17 protein-coding genes are annotated in these 21,829 nt (G+C 71.8%); 6 read left to right on the forward strand and 11 right to left on the reverse strand.

All coding sequences use genetic code 11. From position 1 onward, the window contains the following. Positions 1–63 precede the first annotated feature (63 nt). Together Cco03nite_RS12855 and Cco03nite_RS12860 are read right to left on the reverse strand one after the other, a co-directional pair. On the reverse strand, positions 64–2,235 hold the full coding sequence (locus Cco03nite_RS12855; RefSeq protein WP_203692277.1) for a DUF11 domain-containing protein: 2,172 nt from the start codon (positions 2,233–2,235) through the stop codon (positions 64–66). A 137-nt stretch (positions 2,236–2,372) separates the two neighbouring features. Further along, a complete protein-coding gene (locus Cco03nite_RS12860; protein ID WP_239167332.1) occupies positions 2,373–2,843 on the reverse strand; it encodes a YdeI/OmpD-associated family protein in 471 nt (156 codons plus the stop codon). Between the two features lie 217 nt (positions 2,844–3,060). On the opposite strand from Cco03nite_RS12860, the gene Cco03nite_RS12865 reads away from it, so the two are divergent. Next, the gene (locus Cco03nite_RS12865) at positions 3,061–3,882 is read left to right on the forward strand and encodes a hemerythrin domain-containing protein (protein WP_239167333.1); all 822 of its coding nucleotides are present in this window, start codon (positions 3,061–3,063) and stop codon (positions 3,880–3,882) included. 114 nt (positions 3,883–3,996) lie between these two features. Here the strand turns inward: Cco03nite_RS12865 and ykgO are convergent, their stop codons facing one another. After that, positions 3,997–4,119 (reverse strand): type B 50S ribosomal protein L36, encoded by a 123-nt coding sequence (gene ykgO, locus Cco03nite_RS12870; protein ID WP_203692278.1) that lies wholly within the window; start codon positions 4,117–4,119, stop codon positions 3,997–3,999. A gap of 255 nt (positions 4,120–4,374) precedes the next feature. Here ykgO and Cco03nite_RS12875 point away from each other — a divergent pair, with 255 nt between their 5' ends. Next, a complete protein-coding gene (locus tag Cco03nite_RS12875) occupies positions 4,375–4,824 on the forward strand; it encodes a general stress protein (protein ID WP_203692367.1) in 450 nt (149 codons plus the stop codon). A 7-nt stretch (positions 4,825–4,831) separates the two neighbouring features. Here Cco03nite_RS12875 and Cco03nite_RS12880 read toward each other — a convergent pair whose 3' ends face one another. The 3 genes from Cco03nite_RS12880 to Cco03nite_RS12895 all read right to left on the reverse strand — a co-directional run bounded on the left by Cco03nite_RS12880 (position 4,832) and on the right by Cco03nite_RS12895 (position 10,441). Continuing rightward, complete coding sequence (locus Cco03nite_RS12880) at positions 4,832–5,344, reverse strand: methylated-DNA--[protein]-cysteine S-methyltransferase (RefSeq protein WP_203692279.1); 513 nt, start codon at positions 5,342–5,344, stop codon at positions 4,832–4,834. A 92-nt stretch (positions 5,345–5,436) separates the two neighbouring features. After that, the gene (locus Cco03nite_RS12885) at positions 5,437–6,081 is read right to left on the reverse strand and encodes a pyridoxine/pyridoxamine 5'-phosphate oxidase (protein WP_203692280.1); all 645 of its coding nucleotides are present in this window, start codon (positions 6,079–6,081) and stop codon (positions 5,437–5,439) included. Positions 6,082–6,154: 73 nt separating this feature from the next. Further along, the gene (locus tag Cco03nite_RS12895; RefSeq protein WP_239167334.1) at positions 6,155–10,441 is read right to left on the reverse strand and encodes a bifunctional nitrate reductase/sulfite reductase flavoprotein subunit alpha; all 4,287 of its coding nucleotides are present in this window, start codon (positions 10,439–10,441) and stop codon (positions 6,155–6,157) included. A gap of 336 nt (positions 10,442–10,777) precedes the next feature. On the opposite strand from Cco03nite_RS12895, the gene Cco03nite_RS12900 reads away from it, so the two are divergent. From Cco03nite_RS12900 to Cco03nite_RS12910, 3 genes are all read left to right on the forward strand, one after another. Beyond that, positions 10,778–12,916, forward strand: a complete 2,139-nt coding sequence (locus Cco03nite_RS12900; protein ID WP_203692281.1) for a cellulase family glycosylhydrolase — start codon at positions 10,778–10,780, stop codon at positions 12,914–12,916. A 116-nt stretch (positions 12,917–13,032) separates the two neighbouring features. Further along, positions 13,033–14,862, forward strand: a complete 1,830-nt coding sequence (locus tag Cco03nite_RS12905; RefSeq protein ID WP_203692282.1) for a choice-of-anchor B family protein — start codon at positions 13,033–13,035, stop codon at positions 14,860–14,862. Between the two features lie 76 nt (positions 14,863–14,938). Further along, positions 14,939–15,796, forward strand: a complete 858-nt coding sequence (locus Cco03nite_RS12910) for a DUF8832 domain-containing protein (RefSeq protein ID WP_239167335.1) — start codon at positions 14,939–14,941, stop codon at positions 15,794–15,796. Between the two features lie 2 nt (positions 15,797–15,798). Here the strand turns inward: Cco03nite_RS12910 and Cco03nite_RS12915 are convergent, their stop codons facing one another. The 4 genes from Cco03nite_RS12915 to Cco03nite_RS12930 all read right to left on the reverse strand — a co-directional run bounded on the left by Cco03nite_RS12915 (position 15,799) and on the right by Cco03nite_RS12930 (position 19,042). Continuing rightward, positions 15,799–16,794: an Acg family FMN-binding oxidoreductase gene (locus Cco03nite_RS12915; protein WP_203692283.1), complete on the reverse strand. Its 996-nt coding sequence runs from the start codon at positions 16,792–16,794 to the stop codon at positions 15,799–15,801. 238 nt (positions 16,795–17,032) lie between these two features. Continuing rightward, positions 17,033–17,716 (reverse strand): cation efflux transmembrane domain-containing protein, encoded by a 684-nt coding sequence (locus Cco03nite_RS12920; RefSeq protein WP_203692284.1) that lies wholly within the window; start codon positions 17,714–17,716, stop codon positions 17,033–17,035. Continuing rightward, positions 17,716–18,057, reverse strand: a complete 342-nt coding sequence (locus tag Cco03nite_RS12925; RefSeq protein WP_203692285.1) for an ArsR/SmtB family transcription factor — start codon at positions 18,055–18,057, stop codon at positions 17,716–17,718. The genes Cco03nite_RS12920 and Cco03nite_RS12925 overlap by 1 nt, the downstream gene beginning before the upstream one ends. A gap of 34 nt (positions 18,058–18,091) precedes the next feature. Further along, positions 18,092–19,042 (reverse strand): cation diffusion facilitator family transporter, encoded by a 951-nt coding sequence (locus tag Cco03nite_RS12930; protein WP_203692286.1) that lies wholly within the window; start codon positions 19,040–19,042, stop codon positions 18,092–18,094. Positions 19,043–19,257: 215 nt separating this feature from the next. Here Cco03nite_RS12930 and Cco03nite_RS12935 point away from each other — a divergent pair, with 215 nt between their 5' ends. After that, entirely contained in the window at positions 19,258–21,051 is a 1,794-nt protein-coding gene (locus Cco03nite_RS12935; protein WP_203692287.1) for an SIR2 family protein, read from the forward strand. A 9-nt stretch (positions 21,052–21,060) separates the two neighbouring features. On the opposite strand, the gene Cco03nite_RS12940 is transcribed toward Cco03nite_RS12935, so the two are convergent. Further along, the gene (locus Cco03nite_RS12940; protein WP_203692288.1) at positions 21,061–21,816 is read right to left on the reverse strand and encodes a toll/interleukin-1 receptor domain-containing protein; all 756 of its coding nucleotides are present in this window, start codon (positions 21,814–21,816) and stop codon (positions 21,061–21,063) included. Positions 21,817–21,829: the final 13 nt, after the last annotated feature.

Raw genomic sequence — 21,829 nt, forward strand, 5'->3', positions numbered from 1 at the left:
CGCCTGCCGGGACGGCGGGACACCCGCGCCGCCCCCGGTCACCGACCGGCCGTCAGCCGATCGTCAGTTCTTCTTCCACACGAAGAACCGGATGGTGCTGGTGTTGTTGTCGGGGTTCGGGTCCGGCGTGGTGCTGGACACGGTGGCGGTGTTGACGAGCTCGCCCTCGGCGCGCACCTTCAGCTTGATCGGGAAGACGAGCGTTCCGCCGGCGGCCAGGCTGTCGGCCGTACACGTGATGACGTGGTCCTGGCCCGAGTCGTAGGTGCAGGCCGACGGCAGCGACTCCACCCCGACCTTGTCGGGTCGCAGCGGCAGCGAGTCCAGCACCGTGATGTTCTGCGCGTCCGACGGACCGAGGTTGCGCACCGTCAGCGTGAGCAGCACGACGGTGCCCTTGTCCTTGTCCTTGTCCTTCTTGTCGCTGAGCGCGGCCGCCTCCTGCTGCTGCCAGGTCTGCGTCGCCGCGGCCTCGATCGCGAGGTCCGCGGAGGTCTCCACCGCGGTCGTCGTGGTGAACGTGTTGTTCCCGGTGTTCGGGTCGGGGGTCGGCGAGGACACCGTCACCGTGTTGGTCAGCGTGCCGTCCGGCACGTCGGCGCCGACCGCCACGGTCAGCACGAACTGCCGCTCCCTCTGCGCGAACGTGCCGAGCGCGCAGACCACCTCGCCGGGCTCGTCCGCGGTGCACACGGCGTCGCCGCTGCTGCTCACGAACGTCGTGCCGGCCGGCAGCGTGTCGGTCACCACGACCGCCTGCGCATCCGACGGGCCCGCGTTGGCCACGGTGACGGTGTACTTCAGCTCGTTGCCCGCCGTCACCGGGTCCGGCGCGCCGGACTTGGTCACCGACAGGTCGGCCGAAGCGGTCACCTCGGTGGGCACGCTCGCGCGGACGTCGCTGTTGTCCGGGTCGGCGGTCGCGCCGGACACGATGGCCTCGTTGAACAGGATCGTGCCGGGCACCAGGTCCGCGGCGACGTGACCGACGACGGTGATGGTCGCGCTCGCGCCGCTGGCGAGGTTGCCCAGGCCGCACTCCAGCCGGCCGCCGTTGGGCTGCCCGTTGGTGCAGGAGCCGACCGAGGGCGACACCGACACGAAGGTGACCCCGGCCGGCATGGTGTCGCGCACGACCACGTCACGGGCCGTCGACGGGCCGCTGTTGGTCACCGTGATCAGGTATTCGAGGTCGGTGCCCGCGTCGGCGGTCGTGTCGCCGATCTTCGTCAGGCTCAGGTCCGCCGAGCCGACGAAGTCGACGCGGCCGGTCGCCTGGTTGTTGCCCTTCTCCGGGTCGGCGGTCGTGCTGCGTACCGTCGCGACGTCGTTGATCTGCGCCACGTCGGCGGCCGTCACGACGACCCGCACGACGCCCCGCGTGCCGGCCGCGATCACGCCCAGCGTGCAGTTGAGGGTGAGGTCGCGGATCGGGCCCGTCGGCGTCGCCGAGCAGGTCCCCGGGCTCACCCGCACCCGGGACACCTCGAACGGCGCCGCGGAGGTGAGCACGTCGGTCAGCGTCACGTTCTGGGCGTCCGACGGGCCGAGGTTGTCGACGTAGATGTCGCAGTAGCCCTCGGTGTCGGCCGGGGCGGGCTCGTCGGGCTTGCACACCTTGGTGACCGACAGGTCGGCGGCGGTGGCGACCCGGGTCGTGACGGTTGCGGTGCTGTCCGTCTCGTCCTGCGGGCTGGTGACGGTCGCCGTGTTGGTGAGCGTGAGGCCGGTGAAGCTCGCGGGGACGCGCACCTGGATGACGAGCTGGATCGTCTGTCCGGTGGCCATCGGGCCCAGGCCGCAGGTCAACGTGCCCTGGTTGTTCTGGCACGGGATCGAACTGGCCAGGAACTCCACGCCCGCGGGCAGCACGTCCGTGACACCTACCCTGGTCGCGGGGTCCCCGCTGTTGGTGACGGTGATCGTGTAAGTGATCTCCTCACCGGCGAGGACGGTTTCCGGCGACCCGACCTTGGTGATGGCCAGGTCGGCCAGTTGCACCCGGTTCGACAGCGCCCGAGCAACGGCGCGCATGCTGCCCGCGCCCTTGCTGATGAAGTTCGTCGCGTGCGGCAGGCCGCGTACCGGCACGGACCGGTCCGCTCCGGCCTGCTGGCTCGCGACCGCGCGTCCGGTCGGGCCGGCGCCCGACGCGGCCGCTGGTGCGGCGAGCACCGCGAGTCCGCCGGCCATGGCCAGCGCGACGTGCGCGGTGATGAGACGTCTACGAGACAACGGTGTCCCCCTGTCCTGGTTGATCTGGGTGCGTCACCCAATTCATCAACGCGTCAGGGTTACTTTGCGTAAGGGGTTGACTACTTTATGAAGCCGAATGGCGGAGGTGCTCCTGCTTCATAAAGCCCGGACCCGCCCTATGCCGACGGACGTTCCTTGTGCCCGGCTTCCAGCAGCTCGATCATCTCGGCGATCCGCAGCGGGCGCTGCTCCGGCCTGCGCTTGGTGGCGTCGATCCACCGCAGGTAGGCCTTGCGGTAGAACTGGGCCAGGGAGTCGAAGAACGCCCCGGCCGCCGGATGGGCGGCGAGCGCCGCGGCCACGTCCTCGGCCAGGTCGGCCCGCTGCGGACCCTCGGCCGTCAACTCGACCGGCACCGTCGTGCCGACCTGGACGCCGCAGTCGCGCTGCCACGCCGGGCCGAGCGTGAAGCCGAAACCGGCGCCCACCGCCTCCACGACACCCCGTACGCGTACACCGCCGACGGTGCCGGCCACGTGGTGGCGCGGTTTGGCTCCCCACACGGTTTCCGGATCGAACGGCACCGGGATCACGATCCCGCCCCGGGCGGCCGCGCCGACCAGGGCGTCGAAACGAACAGGTTCCACAGCCCCGATCCTCTCACCCGGGCACGAAGCGGGCCTCGGACGATCGCCGCGTACTCCGGGCTGCCGAGTTCGCCAACCCGGCCCGCGGCCATGCCGTTTCCATCAGGATGGGGAGTGGCTCCACGGGGGTGGGGGTCGAGCTGGAGGAAGGGACGACACGATGACGGAGCACATGAGCAGCGGAAGTCCGGCCGGGCGAGGGCAGGACCACTCGGACATGGCGGGCGATATCGACACGATGACCGTCAACCAACTCCGCGGCTGGCTCAAGGACCACGGCGTGACCGGGACCTCGGGCATGCGCAAGGAAGAGCTGGTCAAGACGGCGGTGAAGACCATGCGCTCCGATCAGGGCACGATGTCGGCGAGCATCGCCACCGGCAAGAAGAGCACCGGCGCGAGCCCGGCGAGCGGCGCGGCCCACAGGACCGGCGGCAAGAAGACGGCCCAGCCGGGCGCCATGGCGCGCGCTGAAGGCTCCGGCCGGGCGGGCGAGACGGCGTGGGAGAGCCGGCACGACGACGTGATCGACCTGCTGCTGGGCCACCACGAGCAGATCAAGGAGCTGTTCGGGCAGGTCGGCCGGGCGCGGGGTGAGCAGAAGCAGCAGGCCTGGGAGCAGCTGGTACGCCTGCTGGTGATCCACGAGAACATCGAGCAGCAGCTCGTACACCCGCTGGCCGCCCGGCGGCTGCCCGACGGCGAGGACGTGATCGAGTCGCGGCTGCAGGAGGAGCAGCAGGCCACCGAGGACCTGTCCCAGCTGTACGAGATGGGCGTCGAGCACCCGCAGTTCGACGACCGCCTGATCGAGCTGCGCGACGCCGTGATCGAGCACGCCGAGCTGGAAGAGGACGAGGAGTTCGGCTACCTGCGCGAGAACCTGCCCGTCGAACAGCTGGTCGGCATCGCCGCCACCGCCCGCGCCGCCGAGCGGGTCGGACCGGCCGCGCCGGACGCGCACCCGTCACGCCAGAACGGCTCACCGGCCGCCATCGCCAACCGGGTGCGCGACGCCCTGCGCGACGCCGCGAAGTGACCCGTCCGGCCTCGATCGTCTGATTTGCCAGGCACCTGTGCGTATCTTGAAACCTCATACGCCCAGGTGCCTGGCAGGTCCGCTGATCTTGCGCGGCAAGCGCGGGGGCGGGGCTCAGCCCTGGCGGGCCTTCTGGCGCGGGTCGGACTTGTTGATCACGAAAACCGCGCCGTGGCGGCGCACCACGATCGAGTTCTGCCGGTTCTTGAGACTGCGCAGTGAGCTTCTGACCTTCATCTGGCACCTGCCCTTTCTGTTCGCCCCATCGACAACCGCCGTGGTCAGTCCCGCATTCCCGCAGGTCAGACGAGTGCACCGGCGGTGCTGATCGACAAAAGCGGCAAAACGGCATGTTCGGGCGGCGCGGCGCGCGATGATCAGGACTGACGAGACATGACCGAGCGAGGGAGCATCATGAGCACATCGTCGGCGGCGGCAGGCGGCTTCGCCGGACAGCCGGTGCCCGTACAGCCCGTCGACCCCAGCCGGGCGATGGTCGCCGTCACCACCTACCCGGAGTACGGCGACGCCCAGCGCGCCGTGGACTTCCTGTCCGACAACAAGTTCCCCGTCGAGCACGCCGCCATCGTCGGCACCAACCTGCGCATGGTGGAGCAGGTGCTCGGCCGCATGACCACCGGCCGGGCCACCGGGTACGGCGCGGCCGGCGGCGCCTGGTTCGGCCTGTTCATCGGCCTGCTGTTCGGCATCTTCGTGCCGACGAACTGGCTGGCCGTCGTGCTGACCGCGGTGGTGATCGCCGCGATCTGGGGCGCCATCTTCGGCGCGATCGCGCACGCCATGACCCGCGGCAAGCGCGACTTCACGTCCAGCCGCTCGCTGCAGGCGAGCGAGTACGCGGTCAGCGTCTCCGCCGAGTACGCCGAGCAGGCCCGCCAGCTGCTCGCCCGGCTCACGCCGCCCACCGCCACGGCCGGCTGACCGGAGGTCAGAACAGTCTGCCCGCCTTGACCTCGGCCGGCTCCTCCAGTTCGAGCAGGAACTGCTTGCGCCGCAGGCCGCCGGCGAATCCGGTGAGGCTGCCGTCGCTGCCGACGACCCGGTGACAGGGCACGATCACCGAGACCGGGTTGCGGCCGACGGCCTGCCCCACCCGCTGGGCCAGGGCCGGGTTGCCCAGCTGGGCGGCGAGCGTGCCGTACGTCGTGGTCCGCCCGTGCGGGATCTCGCGCAGCAGCGCCCACACCCGCTGCTGGAAGGCGTCGCCGTGCAGCGCGACGGGCACGTCGAACGTGGTACGCCGACCGGCGAGGTACTCGGCCAGCTCCTCGGCCGTCCTGGTGAACAGCGGATCACCGGCCGGCTCGACGTACGGGCCGATCGCCTCCGGCTTCGGCGGGTACCAGTGCCCCGGGAAGTACAGCCCGATCAGCGTGTCGCCGTCGGCGACCGCCGTCAGCTCGCCGAGCCCCGTGCCGATCCGGGTGTGCCGTGCGGTCATGGTCCTGCCTCCGTCCTCGCCTCAGCCGATCATGTCACCGGGACCCGGCGGCAGGCTGGCGGGAAAACGACATCGCATCCGGCCCGGCCTGGTCACGGCCACAGGCGTTCGGTGCGCCAGCCGTCGGCGGTGCGGCGGTAGCGCAGCCGGATGTGCCGCCGCTCGGTGTCGGCCTGCCAGAACTCCACGCTCATCGGCTTGAGCAGGTACACCGTGTGGTGCTCGGCGACCAGCTCCGGGTCGGCCTCCAGCCGGGCCTGCGCGGCGGCCAGCTCCGCGGCGAGGTCGGCGGGGTCGTGCAGCACGGTGCTCTGCCGCCCGATCAGGCTCGCGGTGCGCGATCCGATCGGCCTGGCCAGGAAGTCCTGGGCGCTGACCTCGGGCACCGCGGGCTGCACCGGCCCGCGGACGCGGATCTGCCGGCCCTGCTCGCGCCAGTAGAACCCGAGCGCGGCCTGCGGGTTGACACCGAGCTGGGCGCCCTTGGCGCTGATCGACTCGGTGGCGAAGTACAGGCCCTCGGCGTCGAGGTCCTTGAGGATGAGCACCCGCAGGTCGGGCAGGCCGTCGGGCCCGGCGGTGGCCAGGGTCATCGCGTGCGGCTCGGACACCCCGGCCGTGATGGCCTCCTGCAGCCAGGCGGCCAGCAGGTCGGCGGGGTCGGACCCGGCGGCGGCCGGGTCGAAGGCGGGCAGCGGACGGGCGAAGACCGGCAGTCCTCGCAGAAGATCACGCATGGACACGGTGCCATTCTCCCGGATCATCCCCAGCGTGTGCGCCACCAGGGCCCGGTTCGGTGCGACCGCCCGGTCAGTACACGTCCCGCAGGTACCGCCGGTCGGCCGACAGCTGCTTGACGTACGCCGTCGCCGCCGCCGGATCCAGGCGGCCGTGCTGCTCGGCGATCTCCCGGAGCGCCGCGTCGACGTCCTTGGCCATCCGGCCGGCGTCACCGCACACGTAGAAGTGCGCGCCCTCCTGCAGCCACGCCCACAGCTGCGCGCCGTGCTCGCGCATGCGGTCCTGCACGTACACCTTGCTCCGCTGATCGCGCGAGAACGCCAGGTCGAGCCGGGTGAGCACGCCGTCCTCGACGAGTTCGGCCAGCTCGTCGGCGTAGTAGAAGTCGGTGGCCCGGCGCTGCTCGCCGAAGAACAGCCAGTTGCGGCCACGCGCGCCCGCCGCGCGCCGCTGCTGCAGGAACGCCGTGAACGGGGCGACGCCGGTGCCCGGACCCACCATGATCATGGGTGTGGCCGGGTCGGCCGGGGGCCGGAAATGCGGCGTACGCTGCAGGAACACCGGCACCGGCGTGTCCGGTGCGGCATCGGCCAGGTAGGACGAGCAGACGCCCTTGCGGGCCTGGCCGCGGTGGTTGCCGAAGCGCACCACCGACACGGTGAGGCTCACCCGGCGCGGGTCGAGCAGCGGCGACGACGAGATCGAATAGAGCCGGGGCTGCAGGCGCGGCAGGACCGCGACCCAGTCCGCCGCCGCGGCCCGCACGGCGTGCCCGGCCACGACGTCGACGGCCTGCCGGTCCCACGTCCACTTCGCCAGCTCGCCCTTGTTGTCGGGGCGCAGCAGGGTCTTCAGGTGGGCGTCGTGGGTGCGCTCGGCGACGAAGCGCAGCAGCCCGGGGGTGACCCGGGTGATGTCGAGCCGCCGCAGCAGCGCCTCGGCCAGCGGCACCGGCCCGCCCACGTCGACGACCTGGTCCGGGTGCAGCCCGGTCACCGCCAGCCACTCGGTGACCAGGTCGGCGCAGTTGGTCGGCCACACCCCGAGCGCGTCGCCGGCCTCGTAGTCCAGCGAGCCCGCGCTCGTGTCGAAGGTGAACCGGCGCACCTCCTTGGCCGAGCCGGCCAGGCTGAGCAGCCGGTTGCCGGCCAGCAGGGCCGTGAGCGGCTTGGACCTGCTCGGCGGGGCGTGCAGCACCCCGACCGCGACCTCGGCGCGGGCGACGGCCGGGCCGGTCGTCGCGGTCGTGCCGGGACGGCTTGCTCCGCGCCCGCCCCGGCGAACGGCCGCGCGACTGCCCGGTGCCGGGTCGACCGACCGCACCGGGGCGGCGGCCAGTGGCTGCATGACGGTCGCCGCCTGGGCGACGGGCGATGGCGGCCCGACGGGCGGTGCCGGATTGTCACCCGGTTCAGGGACGGCGGTCAGCGCCGTGACGACCCGGTCGAGCCACGCCAGCGCGGCGGCGTCGTAGTCGGGCTCGCAGTCGACACGCTCGGCCAGGCGCACCCCGCCCAGCTCGCTCAGCCGGCCGTCCAGGCGGCGGCCGTGGCCGCAGAACTCGGCATAGGACGAATCGCCGAACCCCAGCACCGCGTACCGGCGGCCGTCGAGCCTGGGCGCGTCGGGCCGCTCCAGGAAGTCCCAGAAACCGGTCCCGTTGTCCGGGGCGTCGCCGTCGCCGAACGTACTGGTGATCACCAGTAGTGGCGCGTCGCCGGCCGACAGGTCCGGGACCGGGCCGTCCATCCCGCGCAGCCGCGCCTGCCAGCCCGCCTCGGCCAGCCGCTGCGCGACCGTCGTCGCGAACCCTTCGGCGTTGCCGGTCTGCGACGCCCACAGCACCTGCACGTCCCGCGCGGCAGGCCGCGCCCGCTCCGGCCCGGCCTGCAGTGATGTGGGCAGCGAGATGCGGGAGAACCTGCCCGCCAGGAAGCCGTTGAGCCACAGGGCCTGATCGGGGTCGAACGGCGCGTCGCTCGGCAGGCACGGCACCGAGGCCGCCGCCGCGGGCGCGGTGTCGACGCCGGACAGGAACCCGGCCAGGTAACGCCGCTGTGCTCGGCTGAACACCGGCGGAGCGAGATCGTCGGCGGCCAGCAGCGAACCCGCGGCGGCGTCGGGCAGCGGCGCGGTCACCACGTCGACCACGTCTCCGTGCGGCCCCTCCGCCGTCTCCGGCACGGCCGGGGCGGCCACCTTCGTCAGCGCGACCGCGCAGACCTTCAGCTCCGGCTGGAACGAGAGCGGGTCGACCGCGTCGCTGGTCACGGCGTTGACGCTCAGGTACTCGCCGTACAGGTCGTTCCAGTGGAACGGCGCGAAGCAGCTGCCGGGCAGGACCCGCTCGGTGACCACCGCGGGGAGCACGGCCCGGCCCCGCCGGGAGGCGACCTCGACCAGGTCTCCGTCGTGCACGCCGAGGTCGGCGGCGTCGGCCGGGTGCAGCTCGACGAACGGCGCCGGGTTGAGCTTGCCGAGCTTGGCGACCTTGCCGGTCTTGGTCATGGTGTGCCACTGGTGCTGCAGCCGGCCGGTGTTGAGCACGAACGGGTAGTCGTCGTCGGGTAGCTCCGCCGCGGGCAGGTGCGGGCGCGGGTGGAACACCGCCCGTCCGCTCGCCGTCGGGAACCTCAACCGCGGCCTTTCCCGCCCTTCAGCCGGCTGTCCGTCCAGATAGCGCACCGGGTTGCGGGCCGGGCCGTCCGGGGCGGCGGGCCACTGCACCGGGGTCTGCCGGAGCCGCTCGTATGTGACGCCGCTCAGGTCGTATCCGGTCTGCGGGTTGGCGAACCGGCGCAGCTCGGCGAACACCTCCTCGGCGCTGCCGTAGTCGAACGCGTCGGCGTACCCCATCTCGGCGGCGACCCGGGCGATGAGCTGCCAGTCCGGCAGCGCCTGGCCCGGCGGCGACACGGCCGCGGACACCAGGGTCAGGTTGCGCTCCGAATTGATCATGATGCCGTCGGTCTCCGACCAGGTCGCCGCGGGCAGCACCACATCGGCGTACGCGTTGGTCTCCGTCTCGGCATACGCGTCCTGGGTGATGACCAGCTCAGCGGCCTCCAGGCCCGCGATGACCGTGCGCCGGTTGCCGACCGACGCGACCGGGTTCGTGCACATGATCCAGCACGCCTTGATCTGCCCGTCGGCCATCCGCTCGAACATCTCCACGGTGCCCTTGCCGACCTCCGTGCGCAGGGTGCCCGCCGGCAGGCCCCACTGCTGCTCGGTGAACTCGCGGTCGGCCGCGACCAGCACCGAACGCTGCCCCGGCAGGCCCGGCCCCATGTAGCCCATCTCCCGGCCGCCCATCGCGTTCGGCTGGCCGGTCAGCGAGAACGGCCCGCTGCCCCGGCGGCCGATCGCGCCGGTCGCCAGGTGCAGGTTGCACAGCGCGTTGGTGTTCCAGGTGCCGTGGGTGCTCTGGTTGAGGCCCATCGTCCAGCAGCTCATCCACTCCCCCGCCGCGCCGATCAGCGCCGCGGCGGCGCGGATGTCCGCCTCGGCCAGGCCGGTGATCCGGGCGACCTCGGCGGGCGGGTAGTCGGCCAGGAACTCCGGCATCGCCGCCCAGCCCTCGGTCTGCTCGGCGATGAAACGCTCGTCGACGTCACCGGCCTCGACCAGCAGGTGCAGCAGGCCGTTGAGCAGGGCCAGATCGGTGCCCGGGGCGATCTGCAGGAACAGGTCGGCCTTGTCGGCCGTGGCGGTGCGGCGCGGGTCGACGACGATCAGCTTCGCGCCGGCCTTGACCCGGTCCATCATCCGCAGGAACAGGATCGGGTGGCAGTCGGCCATGTTCGAGCCGATGACGAAGAACAGGTCGGCGTGGTCGAAGTCGTCGTAGGAGCCGGGCGGGCCGTCCGCGCCCAGCGACAGCTTGTAGCCGGTGCCGGCGCTGGCCATGCACAGCCGCGAGTTCGACTCGATCTGGTTGGTGCCGATGAACCCCTTGGCCAGCTTGTTCGCCAGATACTGCGCCTCCAGCGTGAGCTGGCCGGACACGTACAGCGCCACGGCGTCCGGGCCGTGCTCGTCGATGATCCGGCGCAGCCCCTGCGCCGTGCGGCTGATCGCCTCGTCGACGGTGGCGTCCACCGGCTCGGCCCCGCGCGCCGGGCGCACCCGCGCCGCGGCCAGCCGGCCCGGCGCGGCCAGCATCTCGGCGCTGGTCGCGCCCTTGGTGCACAGCCTGCCCCGGTTGGCGGGGTGCTCGCGGTCGCCGGAGACCTTGAGCACGCGGCGCTCGCCGCCGGGGTCCTGCCCGATGTGCAGGATCATCCCGCAGCCGACGCCGCAGTACGAGCACACTGTCCTGATCTGGGACGTCCCAGCACGGTCAGTGGACGCCATGCCTGTTCCTCCACGTGTCGGCGAAGGCACCCGGGCGACGCCCCGTGATGCCTTCCGACGGTAGGAACCCGCCGTTACCGAGGCGTCACACCACCCGCCCCAGGACATTACGCGCGCCACACATCCGCAACCAGCTATGTGTGAGTGATCGTCGCGCATACGACGCCCGGCGCGTCGCACAGGGGGTGTGCGTGCCCGATGCGCACGGAAAGCACCGCATCGCTCCACGCCGATTGACAAAGTTTATCGTCAAAACTAATGTCCATTGATCATCGGCGGTGTCCCGGCGGCTTCGCCGTGCGCCGCATCCGGTCGCGCCCACGACTTAGGAGCATCATGACTGATCAATCGAGCACCGCACGCAGGAGACGATGGCGGGCAGGTCTGGCCGCGGTGGCGAGCGCCGCCGTGGTGACGGGTCTCGGCATGGTCGCGACGGCCAACGCGTACGCGGCCTCGGGATGCCGCGTCGCCTACTCCGCCCCGAGCCAGTGGCCGGGCGGCTTCACCGCCAACGTCGAGGTCACCAACCTCGGCGACCCGGTCAACGGCTGGTCGCTGGTCTGGACGTTCCCGGCCGGGCAGCAGGTCACCCAGGCGTGGAACGCCAACGTCACCTCGTCCGGCAGCCAGGTCACCGCGACCAACGTCGGCTACAACGGCACGATCGCCACCAACGGCACCGTCGCGTTCGGCTTCAACGGCTCCTGGTCGGGCGCGAACACCGCGCCGACCTCGTTCACGCTCAACGGTGTCGCCTGCACCGGCAGCGTCGGCGGCAGCACCCCGCCGCCGTCGAGCCCGACCCCGTCGCGCAGCACCTCCCCGTCGCCGTCGGTCTCGCCGTCGGCCTCGCCCTCGCCGTCCGGGCCGCCGGCCGTCAGCGCGATGGCCGCCGTGGCCGCCATGCAGCCCGGCTGGAACCTCGGCAACTCCTTCGACGCCACTGGCGCCGACGAGACCTCGTGGGGCAACCCGCGGGTCACCGAGGCGCTGCTGGACACGGTCAAGGCGCAGGGTTTCAAGAGCATCCGCATCCCGGTGACCTGGGGCCAGCACCACGGCGCCGCGCCGAACTACACCATCGACGCCGCGTGGCTGGCCCGTGTCAAGGAGGTGGTGAACTGGGCGCTGGCCGACGGCTTCTACGTGATGATCAACATTCACCACGACTCGTGGCAGTGGATCGCCAACATGCCGGGCGACCGCACCAACGTGCTCAACCGGTACAACGCGCTCTGGACGCAGCTGGCGGCCGCGTTCCGTGACTCGTCGGCGAAGCTGACCTTCGAGAGCGTCAACGAGCCGCAGTTCACCGGCAGCTCCGGCGACGCGCAGAACGCGCAGCTGCTCAACGAGCTGAACACGTCGTTCCACCGCATCGTGCGCCAGTCCGGCGGCGGCAACGCCACCCGGCTGCTGGTCCTGCCGACCCTGCACACCTCGGCCGACCAGGCCCGCATCGACGAGCTGACCAGCACCTTCACCCAGCTCAACGACCCGAACCTGATCGCCACCGTGCACTTCTACGGCTACTGGCCGTTCAGCGTGAACGTCGCGGGCGGCACCCGGTTCGACGCCACCACCCAGGCCGACCTGGTCGGGCAGTTCGACCGCGTCTACAACGCGTTCGTCGCCCGGAACATCCCGGTGATCATCGGCGAGTACGGCCTGCTCGGCTTCGACCGGCACACCGGCACCATCCAGCAGGGCGAGAAGCTGAAGTTCTTCGAGTACCTCGGCTACTACGCCCGGTCAAAGCAGCTCACCACGATGCTCTGGGACAACGGCCAGCACCTGGGCCGCACCTCGCTCGCGTGGAGCGACCCGGAGCTGTTCGCCCAGATCAAGTCGAGCTGGACGACGCGCTCCGGCACCGCGTACGCGGATCAGGTGTTCGTGCCGAAGGCGAGCGCGATCACCGCCAAGACGCTGGCCCTGAACCTCAACGGCACCACCTTCCAGGGCCTGCGCCAGGGCACCACCGACCTGGTCAGCGGCACCGACTACACCGTGTCGGGCAGCACGCTGACGCTCACCGCCTCCGCGCTGACCCGCCTGACCGGCAGCCGGGCGTACGGCGTCAACGCGACCCTGCACGCCAGGTTCTCCCAGGGCGTGCCGTGGCGGATCGACATCGTCACCAACGACCCGCCGATCGTGTCCAACGCGACCGGCACGACGTCGTCGTTCGCGGTGCCGACGCAGTTCCGCGGCGACCAGCTCGCCACCATGGAGGCCAAGTACGCCGACGGCACCTTCGCCGGCCCGCACAACTGGACGTCGTTCAAGGAGTTCGACGTGACGTTCGCGCCGAACTACGCGGCCGGCACGATCACACTGAAGCCCGAGTTCTTCGCGGAGGTCAACGCGGGCTCCCGGGTGACGCTGACGTTCCACTTCTGGAGCGGCGCGACCGTCACCTACTACGTCACCAAGGCGACCAGCGGCTCGGTCACCGGCACGATCAGCTGACGACCCCGCTTCCAGGAACGGCCGGTGGCACTGCGCCACCGGCCGTTCACACTGTCATTGCCCTCGAAACATTCGCATGTGACGATGACTGCACCGTCGAGGGGAGAGACCGCGCCATGCGAAAGACCTTGCGAACAGCTGGGCTCGTAGCGGGAGTACTGGCACTGACACTGGCCGCCGGTTCGGCCTGGGCACACGACCCGAACAGCGCCGAAGGCCGCGAGGAAGTGCGGCGCATCATGCAGGACTACGAGGCGCCGGTACGCGCCGAGGCGGCCGCGCTCGCCGCGACCCCGTGCGTCGGCGGCTTCGCCGGGACGTACCCGTGCAGCAACGTCGACCTGCTCAGCGTGCTGCCGCTGGGCTCGATCGGCGGCGGCAACGGCAACAGCATGTGGGGCTGGACCGACACCGCGACCGGCAAGGAGTACATCATCTTCGGCCGGTCCACCGGTGCGTCCTTCGTCGACGTCAGCGTGCCGACCGCGCCCGTCTACCTGGGCAACCTGCCATCGTACAACGGCACCTCCAGCTCCTGGCGCGACATCAAGGTGTACGCCAACCACGCCTACATCGGCGCGGACTCGATCAGCTCGCACGGCATGCAGGTCTTCGACCTCACCCGGCTGCGCACCGTCACCACGCCACAGACGTTCGCCGCCGACGCCCGCTACACCGGCTTCGGCAACTCGCACACGCTGTCGGTCAACGAGCAGACCGGCTTCATCTACGCCGTCGGCACCAACACCTGCAGCGGCGGCGTGCACATGGTCAACGTGTCGAACCCGAAGGTCCCGGTCAACGCGGGCTGCGTCAGCAACGACGGCTACGTGCACGAGAACCAGTGCGTGGTCTACCACGGGCCGGACACCACGTACACGAACCACGAGATCTGCTTCAACTACAACGTGGACACGCTGACCATCGTGGACGTGACCAACAAGGCCGCGCCGGTCCAGCTGTCGCGCACCGGGTACGTCGGCGTCGGGTACACCCACCGGGGCTGGCTGACCGAGGACCACGCCCGGCTGCTGATGGACGACGAGACCGACTCGGACCTGCCGGGCACCAAGACGTTCATCTGGAACGTGTCCGACCTCAACGCCCCGGTCAACACCGGCGTGCACGTGTCGCCGACGATCCAGGCGACCGACCACAACCTGTACATCATCGGGAACAAGGCCTACCAGGCCAGCTACCGGGCCGGCCTGCGCATCCTCGACATCACCGGCATCGCCTCCAACGCGCTGAGCGAGATCGCGTACTTCGACATCTACCCCGCCTCGAACAACACCGGCTTCAACGGCGCGTGGAACGTGTACCCGTTCTTCGCCAGCGGCACCATCGCCATCAGCGGCATCGAACAGGGCCTGGTCCTGGTCAAGCACAACCCGGGCGTGCCGCCCACCACCGTGTGGAGCGACACCTTCGAGACCGCCACCGGCTGGACCGTCAACCCCTCCGGCACCGACACCGCCACCCTCGGCGTCTGGGAGCGCGGCGACCCCGCGGCCACCACCTCCAGCGGCGCCAAGCAGCTCGGCACCACCGTCAGCGGCGTGAACGACCTGGTCACCGGCCGCCTGGCCGGCTCGGCAGCGGGCGACCACGACGTCGACGGCGGCGTCACCAGCGTGCGCTCACCGTCGGTCACCCTGCCCGGCAGCGGCGTGCTGAGACTCAACCTGTCCTGGTACCTGGCCCACGGCAGCAACTCCTCCAGCACCGACTACTTCCGGATCTCGGTCGTCCACTCCGGCGGCACCACCCAGCTGTTCAACCAGGCCGGGGCGGCGTCCAACCGCAACGGCGCGTGGACGGCCGGCAGCTGGGACCTGTCGGCGTACGCCGGCCAATCCGTCCAGATCCTGATCCAGACCGCCGACCTCTCCACCGCCAGCCTGCTCGAAGCCGGCGTCGACGACGTCACCATCACCCGTAGCTAAGAAAGGAAGGGCACCTTCACAACGCTCCGCGTTGTAGAAGGTGCCCTTCCCATCACTCCCCGGGGAGGGACCTGCTGTGACTGTCGGTAAATGGCGTCGGCTGCTGCCCTACCTGGTGCTGATCACCGCCGGTGCGATCACCATCGGGTACGTGCTCAACGAGCTGCCCGCCGCCGCCCCGTCCGGGGCCGCGCCGGTCGCGTCGCCGTCGCCCACCCCGTTCATGCACAGCGACGGGCTGTCCGACAGCCACGACGGCTACCTCATCCAGCCGGTGACCATGCCGGCCAAGCGCGGCAAGGCGATCCCGGTCGCGTTCCGCATCCTCGGCCCGGACGGGCGGCCACTGCGCTCCTACGAGACGATCCAGACCAAGCAGCTGCACCTGTACCTGGTGCGCGACGACGCCAGCGGCTACCGCCATCTGCACCCCGAACTCGCCGACGACACGTGGACCACGACGGTCGACGTCACCGACGGCGGCGCGTACCGGTTCTACGCCGAGTTCGTCCCCCGCGGCAAGGACGTCCTCGGCCACCCGACGGTGCTCGGCCTGCCCTTCCTCATCACCGGCGACACCGCGCTCGCCCCGCTGCCCGCCCCCGCCGCGACCGCCACCGCGGACGGCTTCACCCTGACCCGGCTGGACGGGGTCGCCCACCTGCGCGCCGGACGGGGCGAGCTGCTGCGCATCAAGGTCAGTTCGACCACCGGACCACCCGTGCTCGAACCCCACCTGGGCGCGATGGCGCACCTGTCGGCGTTCGAGGTGCGCACCCTCGGGCTGACCCACGCGCACGCGGCCGCCCACGCCCCCGACGCGACGCTCGCCTTCCACGTCGAGTTCGCCAACCGCGGCGAGCAGCGCCTGTACCTGGAGTTCAAGGTCGCCGGCCAGGTGCACCGGGCGGCGTTCACGGTGTTCGTGACCTGACGCTACTCGGGGTCGACGGTGGCGGTGGTGTCGAAGGGCAGCCGGGGCGTGTGGCCGGGCAGCGGGTGGTCCGGGTCGGCGACGCCGAGCCGCAGCACGATGTACGCGTACCCCAGGTTCGACAGGATGCGGCGCATCATCGCGCGGCTGCCGTCGATCTCGATGACCTGGCTGTACGGCAGCACCGCCAGCCCCTGCCCGGTAGCGTGCAGCCACACCGCGGACAGCGCCTGCCCCGCGCGCAGCCAGGCGTCGCGGTCGTCCTCGCCGCCGAACAGCACCACGTAGGTCGAGGACTTGTCGTGGCCGCCGCCGACGGGCAGCGCGCCCCGCGCGGTGAAGTCGCGCTCGCCCACGTCGGTCTCGGGACGCTTGTCGGGGATGAACTCCGGCGGCACGCCCGCGCCGGCGGGACGGCCGGGTCCGGTCCAGGCGGCGGTCTCCGCCCGCAGCACGGGTTCGCCCGCCGCGGCGTCCTCGGCCCGCGACACCGCCACGGCGAGTTCGCTGACCTGCTCCGGCGTGAACCGGTGCAGGTGCACGCCGTACTCCCCGGCGATCCGGCGCAGCTCGTCGACCTGCTCCGGGGAGACCGGCGTGTCCACGGTCGGGCGGCGGTCGGTGTGCCGCAGCTGCAGGGCCTGCACGAGGCGTACGGCCTCGGCGGTCACCGGGGCGTCCCCGCTGATGACGAGAGTGGCCAGGTGATGCGGCTGGGCGGGGTCGGGCAGCGTGCGCGTCTCGACCGTGTGGCCCTGTGCCACCAGCGCGACCTGGGCGTGGTGCAGCGCGGCGCCGCAGCTCACCAGCATCATGCGCTCGTCGGGGTCGGTGCCGGGCAGCGCCCGGGAGGTGTCGGCGAACAGGTCGAGCCGGTCGGGGTGGACCTGCCAGTGCCACGGCTGGGTGTTGTGGATCGAGGGAGCGCGGCCTGCCGTCTCGGCCGCCTGGGCGTACGCGGCCGCGGGCGGCCGGTGCTGCTCTGCGGCGGTGTTCATGGTCGCGCCTCCCGAAGGTGCCTCGTCTGCCCACGGCCGCCGGTCCGGGCGGAGCGCGCGCTCCCGCCCGGCCTCGTCGACCCTGCTCCCCTACGATTACCCGCCCGGAGCGCCGTGTGCAGGAGGTTCGCGCTTTCCGTACAAACGAGAGCCCCGCCGCACGGTCTTCAGACGCGTACAGCGAGGCGATCTCAGTGTAAGGGGCGGCGGGCGGCGGCGGCAGCCGGCGGCCGAAGTTTCAGTCGCCGCAGCAGCCGTCGGCGCAGGCGCTCCCACGCCCGCCGGTCGAGGGCACGGTCGCGCAGCAGGTGTCGCCGCGCCACGCGCCGACCCCCTCCTTGACCGCGACGGCGGCGATGGCCAGGGCGGCGACCGGGTCGGCCCACCACCAGCCGAGCAGGCTGTTGGCGGCCAGCCCGAGCAGCACCACCGCGGACAGGTACGTGCACAGCAGGGTCTGCTGGGAGTCCGCGACAGCGCTGCGGGAACCCAGCTCGGCGCCTGCCCGCCGCTGGGCGTACGACAGCGCGGGCATGACCGCCAGCGAGGCCGCGGCCAGCACGATGCCGACCGTCGAGTGGTCCGGGCGGTGCCCGCCGAGCAGCGCCTGCCCCGCCTCGACGGTGACGTAGGCGGCCAGGGCGAAGAACGACAGCGCGATGACCCGCAGCGCGACCCGTTCCCGGCGCTCATGGTCGGTGGCGGAGAACTGCCAGGCCACCGCCAGCGCCGACGACACCTCGATGACCGAGTCCAGACCGAACCCGATGAGGGCGGTCGAACCGGCGGCACGCCCGGCGGTGATCGCGACTACCGCCTCCACCACGTTGTAGGTGATCGTGGCCGCGACCAGCAGCCGGATCCGGCGTACGAGGCGGGACCGGCGCGCGGGCGCGAGCGGCAGCTCCAGACCCGCGCTCATCAGCAGCACTCTTCCGTCTCCGCGGCGGCGCAGGCGGTCGGGTCGACGGCCAGCACCACGCCGAGCAGGTCGCCCAGGGCGTGCGCGAGGCGCGGGTCGGACAGCTCGTAGCGCGAGCGGCGGCCTTCGGGCACGGCGACGACCAGGCCGCAGCCGCGCAGGCAGGCGAGGTGGTTGGACATGTTCTGCCGGCTGACCTCCAGCAGGTCGGCCAGCTCCGCCGGGTAGGCCGGGCCGTCGCGCAGGGCGAGCAGCAGCCGGGCGCGGGTCGGGTCGGACAGCGCGTGCCCGAAGCGGGCCAGCACCTGCCCGTAGGCCGGCGGCGAGGTGATCGTGTCCATGGAAAAATAGTACACGGTTCGCTGAACAAACGGCTCAGCGGCGGTGCACCTGGCCGTGCGCGGACTCGCAGTGCCCGTCGGCGCTCTCCCGGACCTGGTGGTCGACCTGCAGCGTGGTGTGGGTGATCGAGTGCGACGCCGCGAGCACCCGCTCCAGCTCCCGCCGCACCAGGTGGCAGTCGGCGGGCTCGTCGACCAGCACGTGGGCCGACAGCGCCGCCTGCCCGGAGTCGATCGTCCACACGTGCAGGTCATGGACCTCGACGACACCCTCGGCGGCGAGCATGTCCACGCCGATCGCCTCGGGGCGCACCCCGGCGGGCGCGGCGTTGAGCAGCACCCGGGCCGACTCGCGCAGCAGCACCCAGCCACCCCTGATCATCAGTACGACCACGACCAGCGTGGCGACCGCGTCGGCGCGCGCCCAGCCGGTCAGCAGCACCACCAGGCCCGCGGCCGTCGCCGCGACCGAGGCGAACATGTCCATCAGCACGTGCTGGTAGGCGCCCTGGACGTTGAGGCTGGACCGGTTGGCCTTGCCGATCGCCCAGGCCGCCAGCACGTTGACGGCCAGGCCGAGCAGTCCGGTCACGACGACCATCCACCCGGTGACCTCGGGCGGATCGGCCAGCCGGGCGATCGCCTCGTAACCCAGCCAGCCCGCGAGCAGCAGCAGGCTCAGCCCGTTGGCCGCGGCGGACAGGATCTCCGCCCGCGCCAGGCCGAACGTGTACCGCCCGCCGGCGGGCCGGGCGGCGAAACGCATGGCGACCAGCGCGAGCACGATCGCGGCGGCGTCGGTGAGCATGTGGGCGGCATCGGAGATCAGGGCCAGCGACTGCGCGAGCACGCCGACGACGACCTCGACCGCCATGAACGCGGCGATGACCGCCAGCGCGATCGCCAGCCAGCGCCGGTCCGCGTCCCGGCTCACGCCGTGCGCGTGCCCGTCGTGGGCATGCCCGTGCTCATGGTCGTCATGCATGGTCGTCCACCTCGTGCCCGGAATGCTGACATCGTGCGCCCCAGCAGGGAAAACCGCGACCCTGACGCGCGCAGCAGGCTGACGGTACAGCGAATCATGAATTCATTGCAACATGAACATGGGAACGGATGTCATCGCCGAACGCGACCGCGCAACGCTGTCGGCCCGCGGACGCGCCCTCCCCTCCGTCGCCACGGCTGTCTATGGTTGCCGCCATGGACGACCTCCTCGCCACCCGCCGCCCCGTCTTCGACGCCCGGATCAGCCTCGCCACCGCAGTGCACGCGCAACCCGGCGTGTATGCCCTGCTGCTCGGCTCCGGCACGTCCACGGCGGTCGGCGTGCCCACCGGCTGGGGTGTCGTGACCGCACTGGTCGCGAAGGTCGCCGCGGCCGCGGGCGAGACCGCGCCCACCGACGCCGAGCTCGAGCAGTGGTGGACCAAACACGGCGACGGCGCACCGCTGGGCTACTCCGCGCTGCTGGAGTCGCTGGCCAGCACCCCCGCCGCGCGGCGGGCGCTACTGGCGTCCTTCTTCGAGCCCAGCGCCGAGGAACGGCAGCAGGGCATCAAGGTCCCCGGCGCGGCCCACCGCGCCATCGCGGCGCTGGTCGCCCGCGGCGCGGTGCGCGTCATCGTCACCACCAACTTCGACCGGCTCATCGAGCAGGCGCTCGAAGCCGAGGGCATCTTCCCGCAGGTCATCGCGAGCCCCGCCGCGATCGAGGGCATGGAGCCGCTGCCGCACGCCCGCTGCACCGTCATCAAGCTGCACGGCGACTACGCCCGCACCGACCAGCTCAACACCGTCGAGGAGCTGAGCGCCTACCGCGCGCCGTGGCAGCGGCTGCTGGAACGCGTGCTCGACGAGTACGGCCTGATCGTCAACGGCTGGTCGGGCGACTGGGACCACGGCCTGGTCGCCGCCCTCGAAGGCACCCGGTCCCGGCGCTACCCGCTGTTCTGGGCGTCGCGCGGCGAGCTCGGCCAGATCGCCAAGCGCCTCGTCGCGCAGCACCGCGCCCACGTCATCACCGGGGCCGCCGCCGAGCAGTTCTTCCCCGACCTGGTCAACCGGCTCGAAGCGCTCGACGACCTCGCCGACCCGCCGCTGACCAAGGCGATGGCGGTGGCCCGGCTCAAGCGGCTGCTGCCCGACCCGGTCAAGCACATCGAGGTCGCCGACCTGTTCGACACCGAGATCCGGCGGCTGCGCGACTACCTGCGCACCACGCCGCCGACACCTTCGGCCCCGGACCCGGCCGCCGCCCAGCGCGTCCACGACGACGTGCGCGCCCGCTGCGACACGCTGATGCGGCTGCTCGCGCACGGGGTCTACCTCGACCGCGACCGCCAGCACACCGCGCTGTGGGTACGCGTCATCGAGCAGCTCATGCGCGCCCGGCACCGCCCCGAGGGCGAACCGGACCCGCGCTGGGCCGGGCTGCAGCACTATCCGGCGCTGCTGGCGCTGAAGACCGCGAGCCTGGCCGCGGTCGCGTCCTACCACGACGACGTGCTGCTGCGGCTGCTACGCCGGCCGACCTGGCGGATCCGGGCCGGCAACGGGCACCGGCCGGTCGCCGCGATGGACGCGCTGCACGACTGCCGGGTGCTCGACTTCGACACCGTCAACGCGTTCCCCCGCTGGCACGGCGCCACCTGGCAGTACCCGCAGAGCCGCCTGCTGCGCGAGGAGACCATGCCGGTGCTGCTGCCGCTGGTCGGCGACGAGGACTCGTTCCTGCAGCTCTACCACCGCACCGAATACCGCACCGCGCTGGCGCAGTCGCTGTTCGGGGTGAGCGACGGGCTGGGACCGGCGGCGGGCGGGTTCGCCGTGGACTCGCAGTGGGCGGCGGACGGGACGCTGTACTGGGAGACGGACTTCCGGGAGAACGCCGACCGCGACATCTGGGAGCGCACGCCGCTTGGCCGCCGCGACGGCGAGGCGTACGGCCGCAGACTGGCCGTGCTGGCAGCGCAGCTGCGCACTCTGGAGGTGTGACGGCCCTCGTCACGACAGGCGGACCGACACCTCGCGCCCGTCTGCCTGTACGGCGGTGAGCCGGAACGCCCCGTCGTGCTCCACCCGCAACGTCACACCGATCTGCGGCACCCCGGCCGGGGCGGGCTCCAACTGCAGCTCGTAGACGCCGAGCGACCTGTTGCCGGCGACGGTCGGGCTGTCTCCGTGATACACCCGCACCTTGAGGACGGGCTGGCCGTCGTCGGCGGTGGTGAACAGCTGGGTGGACGCGCACGGCACCACCGTTCCGGCCGCGATCAGCGGCAGGAACGCCCCGCCGCCGACCTCGATGCCGACCGCGGTCCCGGTCACACCGCCCCGGACCGGCACGGCGAACCAGTTGCCCGGGGCCTCCACCACGGCCGGCGCTCCACCGGTCGCGGCTTGCAGCCGCTGGACGAAGGTCGCGCCGGGCAGGCCGCCTCCGGTCACGTCCTCCTGCTCGGACATCGTCGGCCAGGGCAGGCCTTCCAGCAGCAGCGGCAGCACCGGCCGGCCGAGCCGCCGGGCGTGCTCGACCTCACGGGCCACCCAGCCGTCGCGCTGCGCGGCGGGCGTCATCACCACGATCACCGCCGAGCAGCTGTCGAGCTGCGACCGCGTGTAGGTGGACCACCAACTGTCCGTCACCGGTTGCGTGTCGTACAGGATGGACAGTCCGGAAGCGACGAGGTGGGCGGCCAGTCGCCGGGCGTAGGGCGCATCGTGTTCACGGCTGAAACTGATGAATACCGGCCCGCTCATGCGCGGATGGTAT

Source organism: Catellatospora coxensis, assembly GCF_016862635.1.
GTDB lineage: Bacteria > Actinomycetota > Actinomycetes > Mycobacteriales > Micromonosporaceae > Catellatospora > Catellatospora coxensis.

Bases quoted from the DNA above. Each gene is read 5' to 3' on its own strand.
- Cco03nite_RS12920 (WP_203692284.1), bottom strand. From the start codon at position 17,716: ATGAGCGCGGGTCTGGAGCTGCCGCTCGCGCCCGCGCGCCGGTCCCGC.
- Cco03nite_RS12900 (WP_203692281.1), top strand. From the start codon at position 10,778: ATGACTGATCAATCGAGCACCGCACGCAGGAGACGATGGCGGGCAGGT.
- Cco03nite_RS12885 (WP_203692280.1), bottom strand. From the start codon at position 6,081: ATGCGTGATCTTCTGCGAGGACTGCCGGTCTTCGCCCGTCCGCTGCCC.
- Cco03nite_RS12935 (WP_203692287.1), top strand. From the start codon at position 19,258: ATGGACGACCTCCTCGCCACCCGCCGCCCCGTCTTCGACGCCCGGATC.
- Cco03nite_RS12915 (WP_203692283.1), bottom strand. From the start codon at position 16,794: ATGAACACCGCCGCAGAGCAGCACCGGCCGCCCGCGGCCGCGTACGCC.
- Cco03nite_RS12895 (WP_239167334.1), bottom strand. From the start codon at position 10,441: ATGGCGTCCACTGACCGTGCTGGGACGTCCCAGATCAGGACAGTGTGC.
- Cco03nite_RS12905 (WP_203692282.1), top strand. From the start codon at position 13,033: ATGCGAAAGACCTTGCGAACAGCTGGGCTCGTAGCGGGAGTACTGGCA.
- Cco03nite_RS12875 (WP_203692367.1), top strand. From the start codon at position 4,375: ATGGTCGCCGTCACCACCTACCCGGAGTACGGCGACGCCCAGCGCGCC.
- Cco03nite_RS12925 (WP_203692285.1), bottom strand. From the start codon at position 18,057: ATGGACACGATCACCTCGCCGCCGGCCTACGGGCAGGTGCTGGCCCGC.
- ykgO (WP_203692278.1), bottom strand. From the start codon at position 4,119: ATGAAGGTCAGAAGCTCACTGCGCAGTCTCAAGAACCGGCAGAACTCG.
- Cco03nite_RS12940 (WP_203692288.1), bottom strand. From the start codon at position 21,816: ATGAGCGGGCCGGTATTCATCAGTTTCAGCCGTGAACACGATGCGCCC.
- Cco03nite_RS12880 (WP_203692279.1), bottom strand. From the start codon at position 5,344: ATGACCGCACGGCACACCCGGATCGGCACGGGGCTCGGCGAGCTGACG.
- Cco03nite_RS12865 (WP_239167333.1), top strand. From the start codon at position 3,061: ATGGCGGGCGATATCGACACGATGACCGTCAACCAACTCCGCGGCTGG.
- Cco03nite_RS12930 (WP_203692286.1), bottom strand. From the start codon at position 19,042: ATGCATGACGACCATGAGCACGGGCATGCCCACGACGGGCACGCGCAC.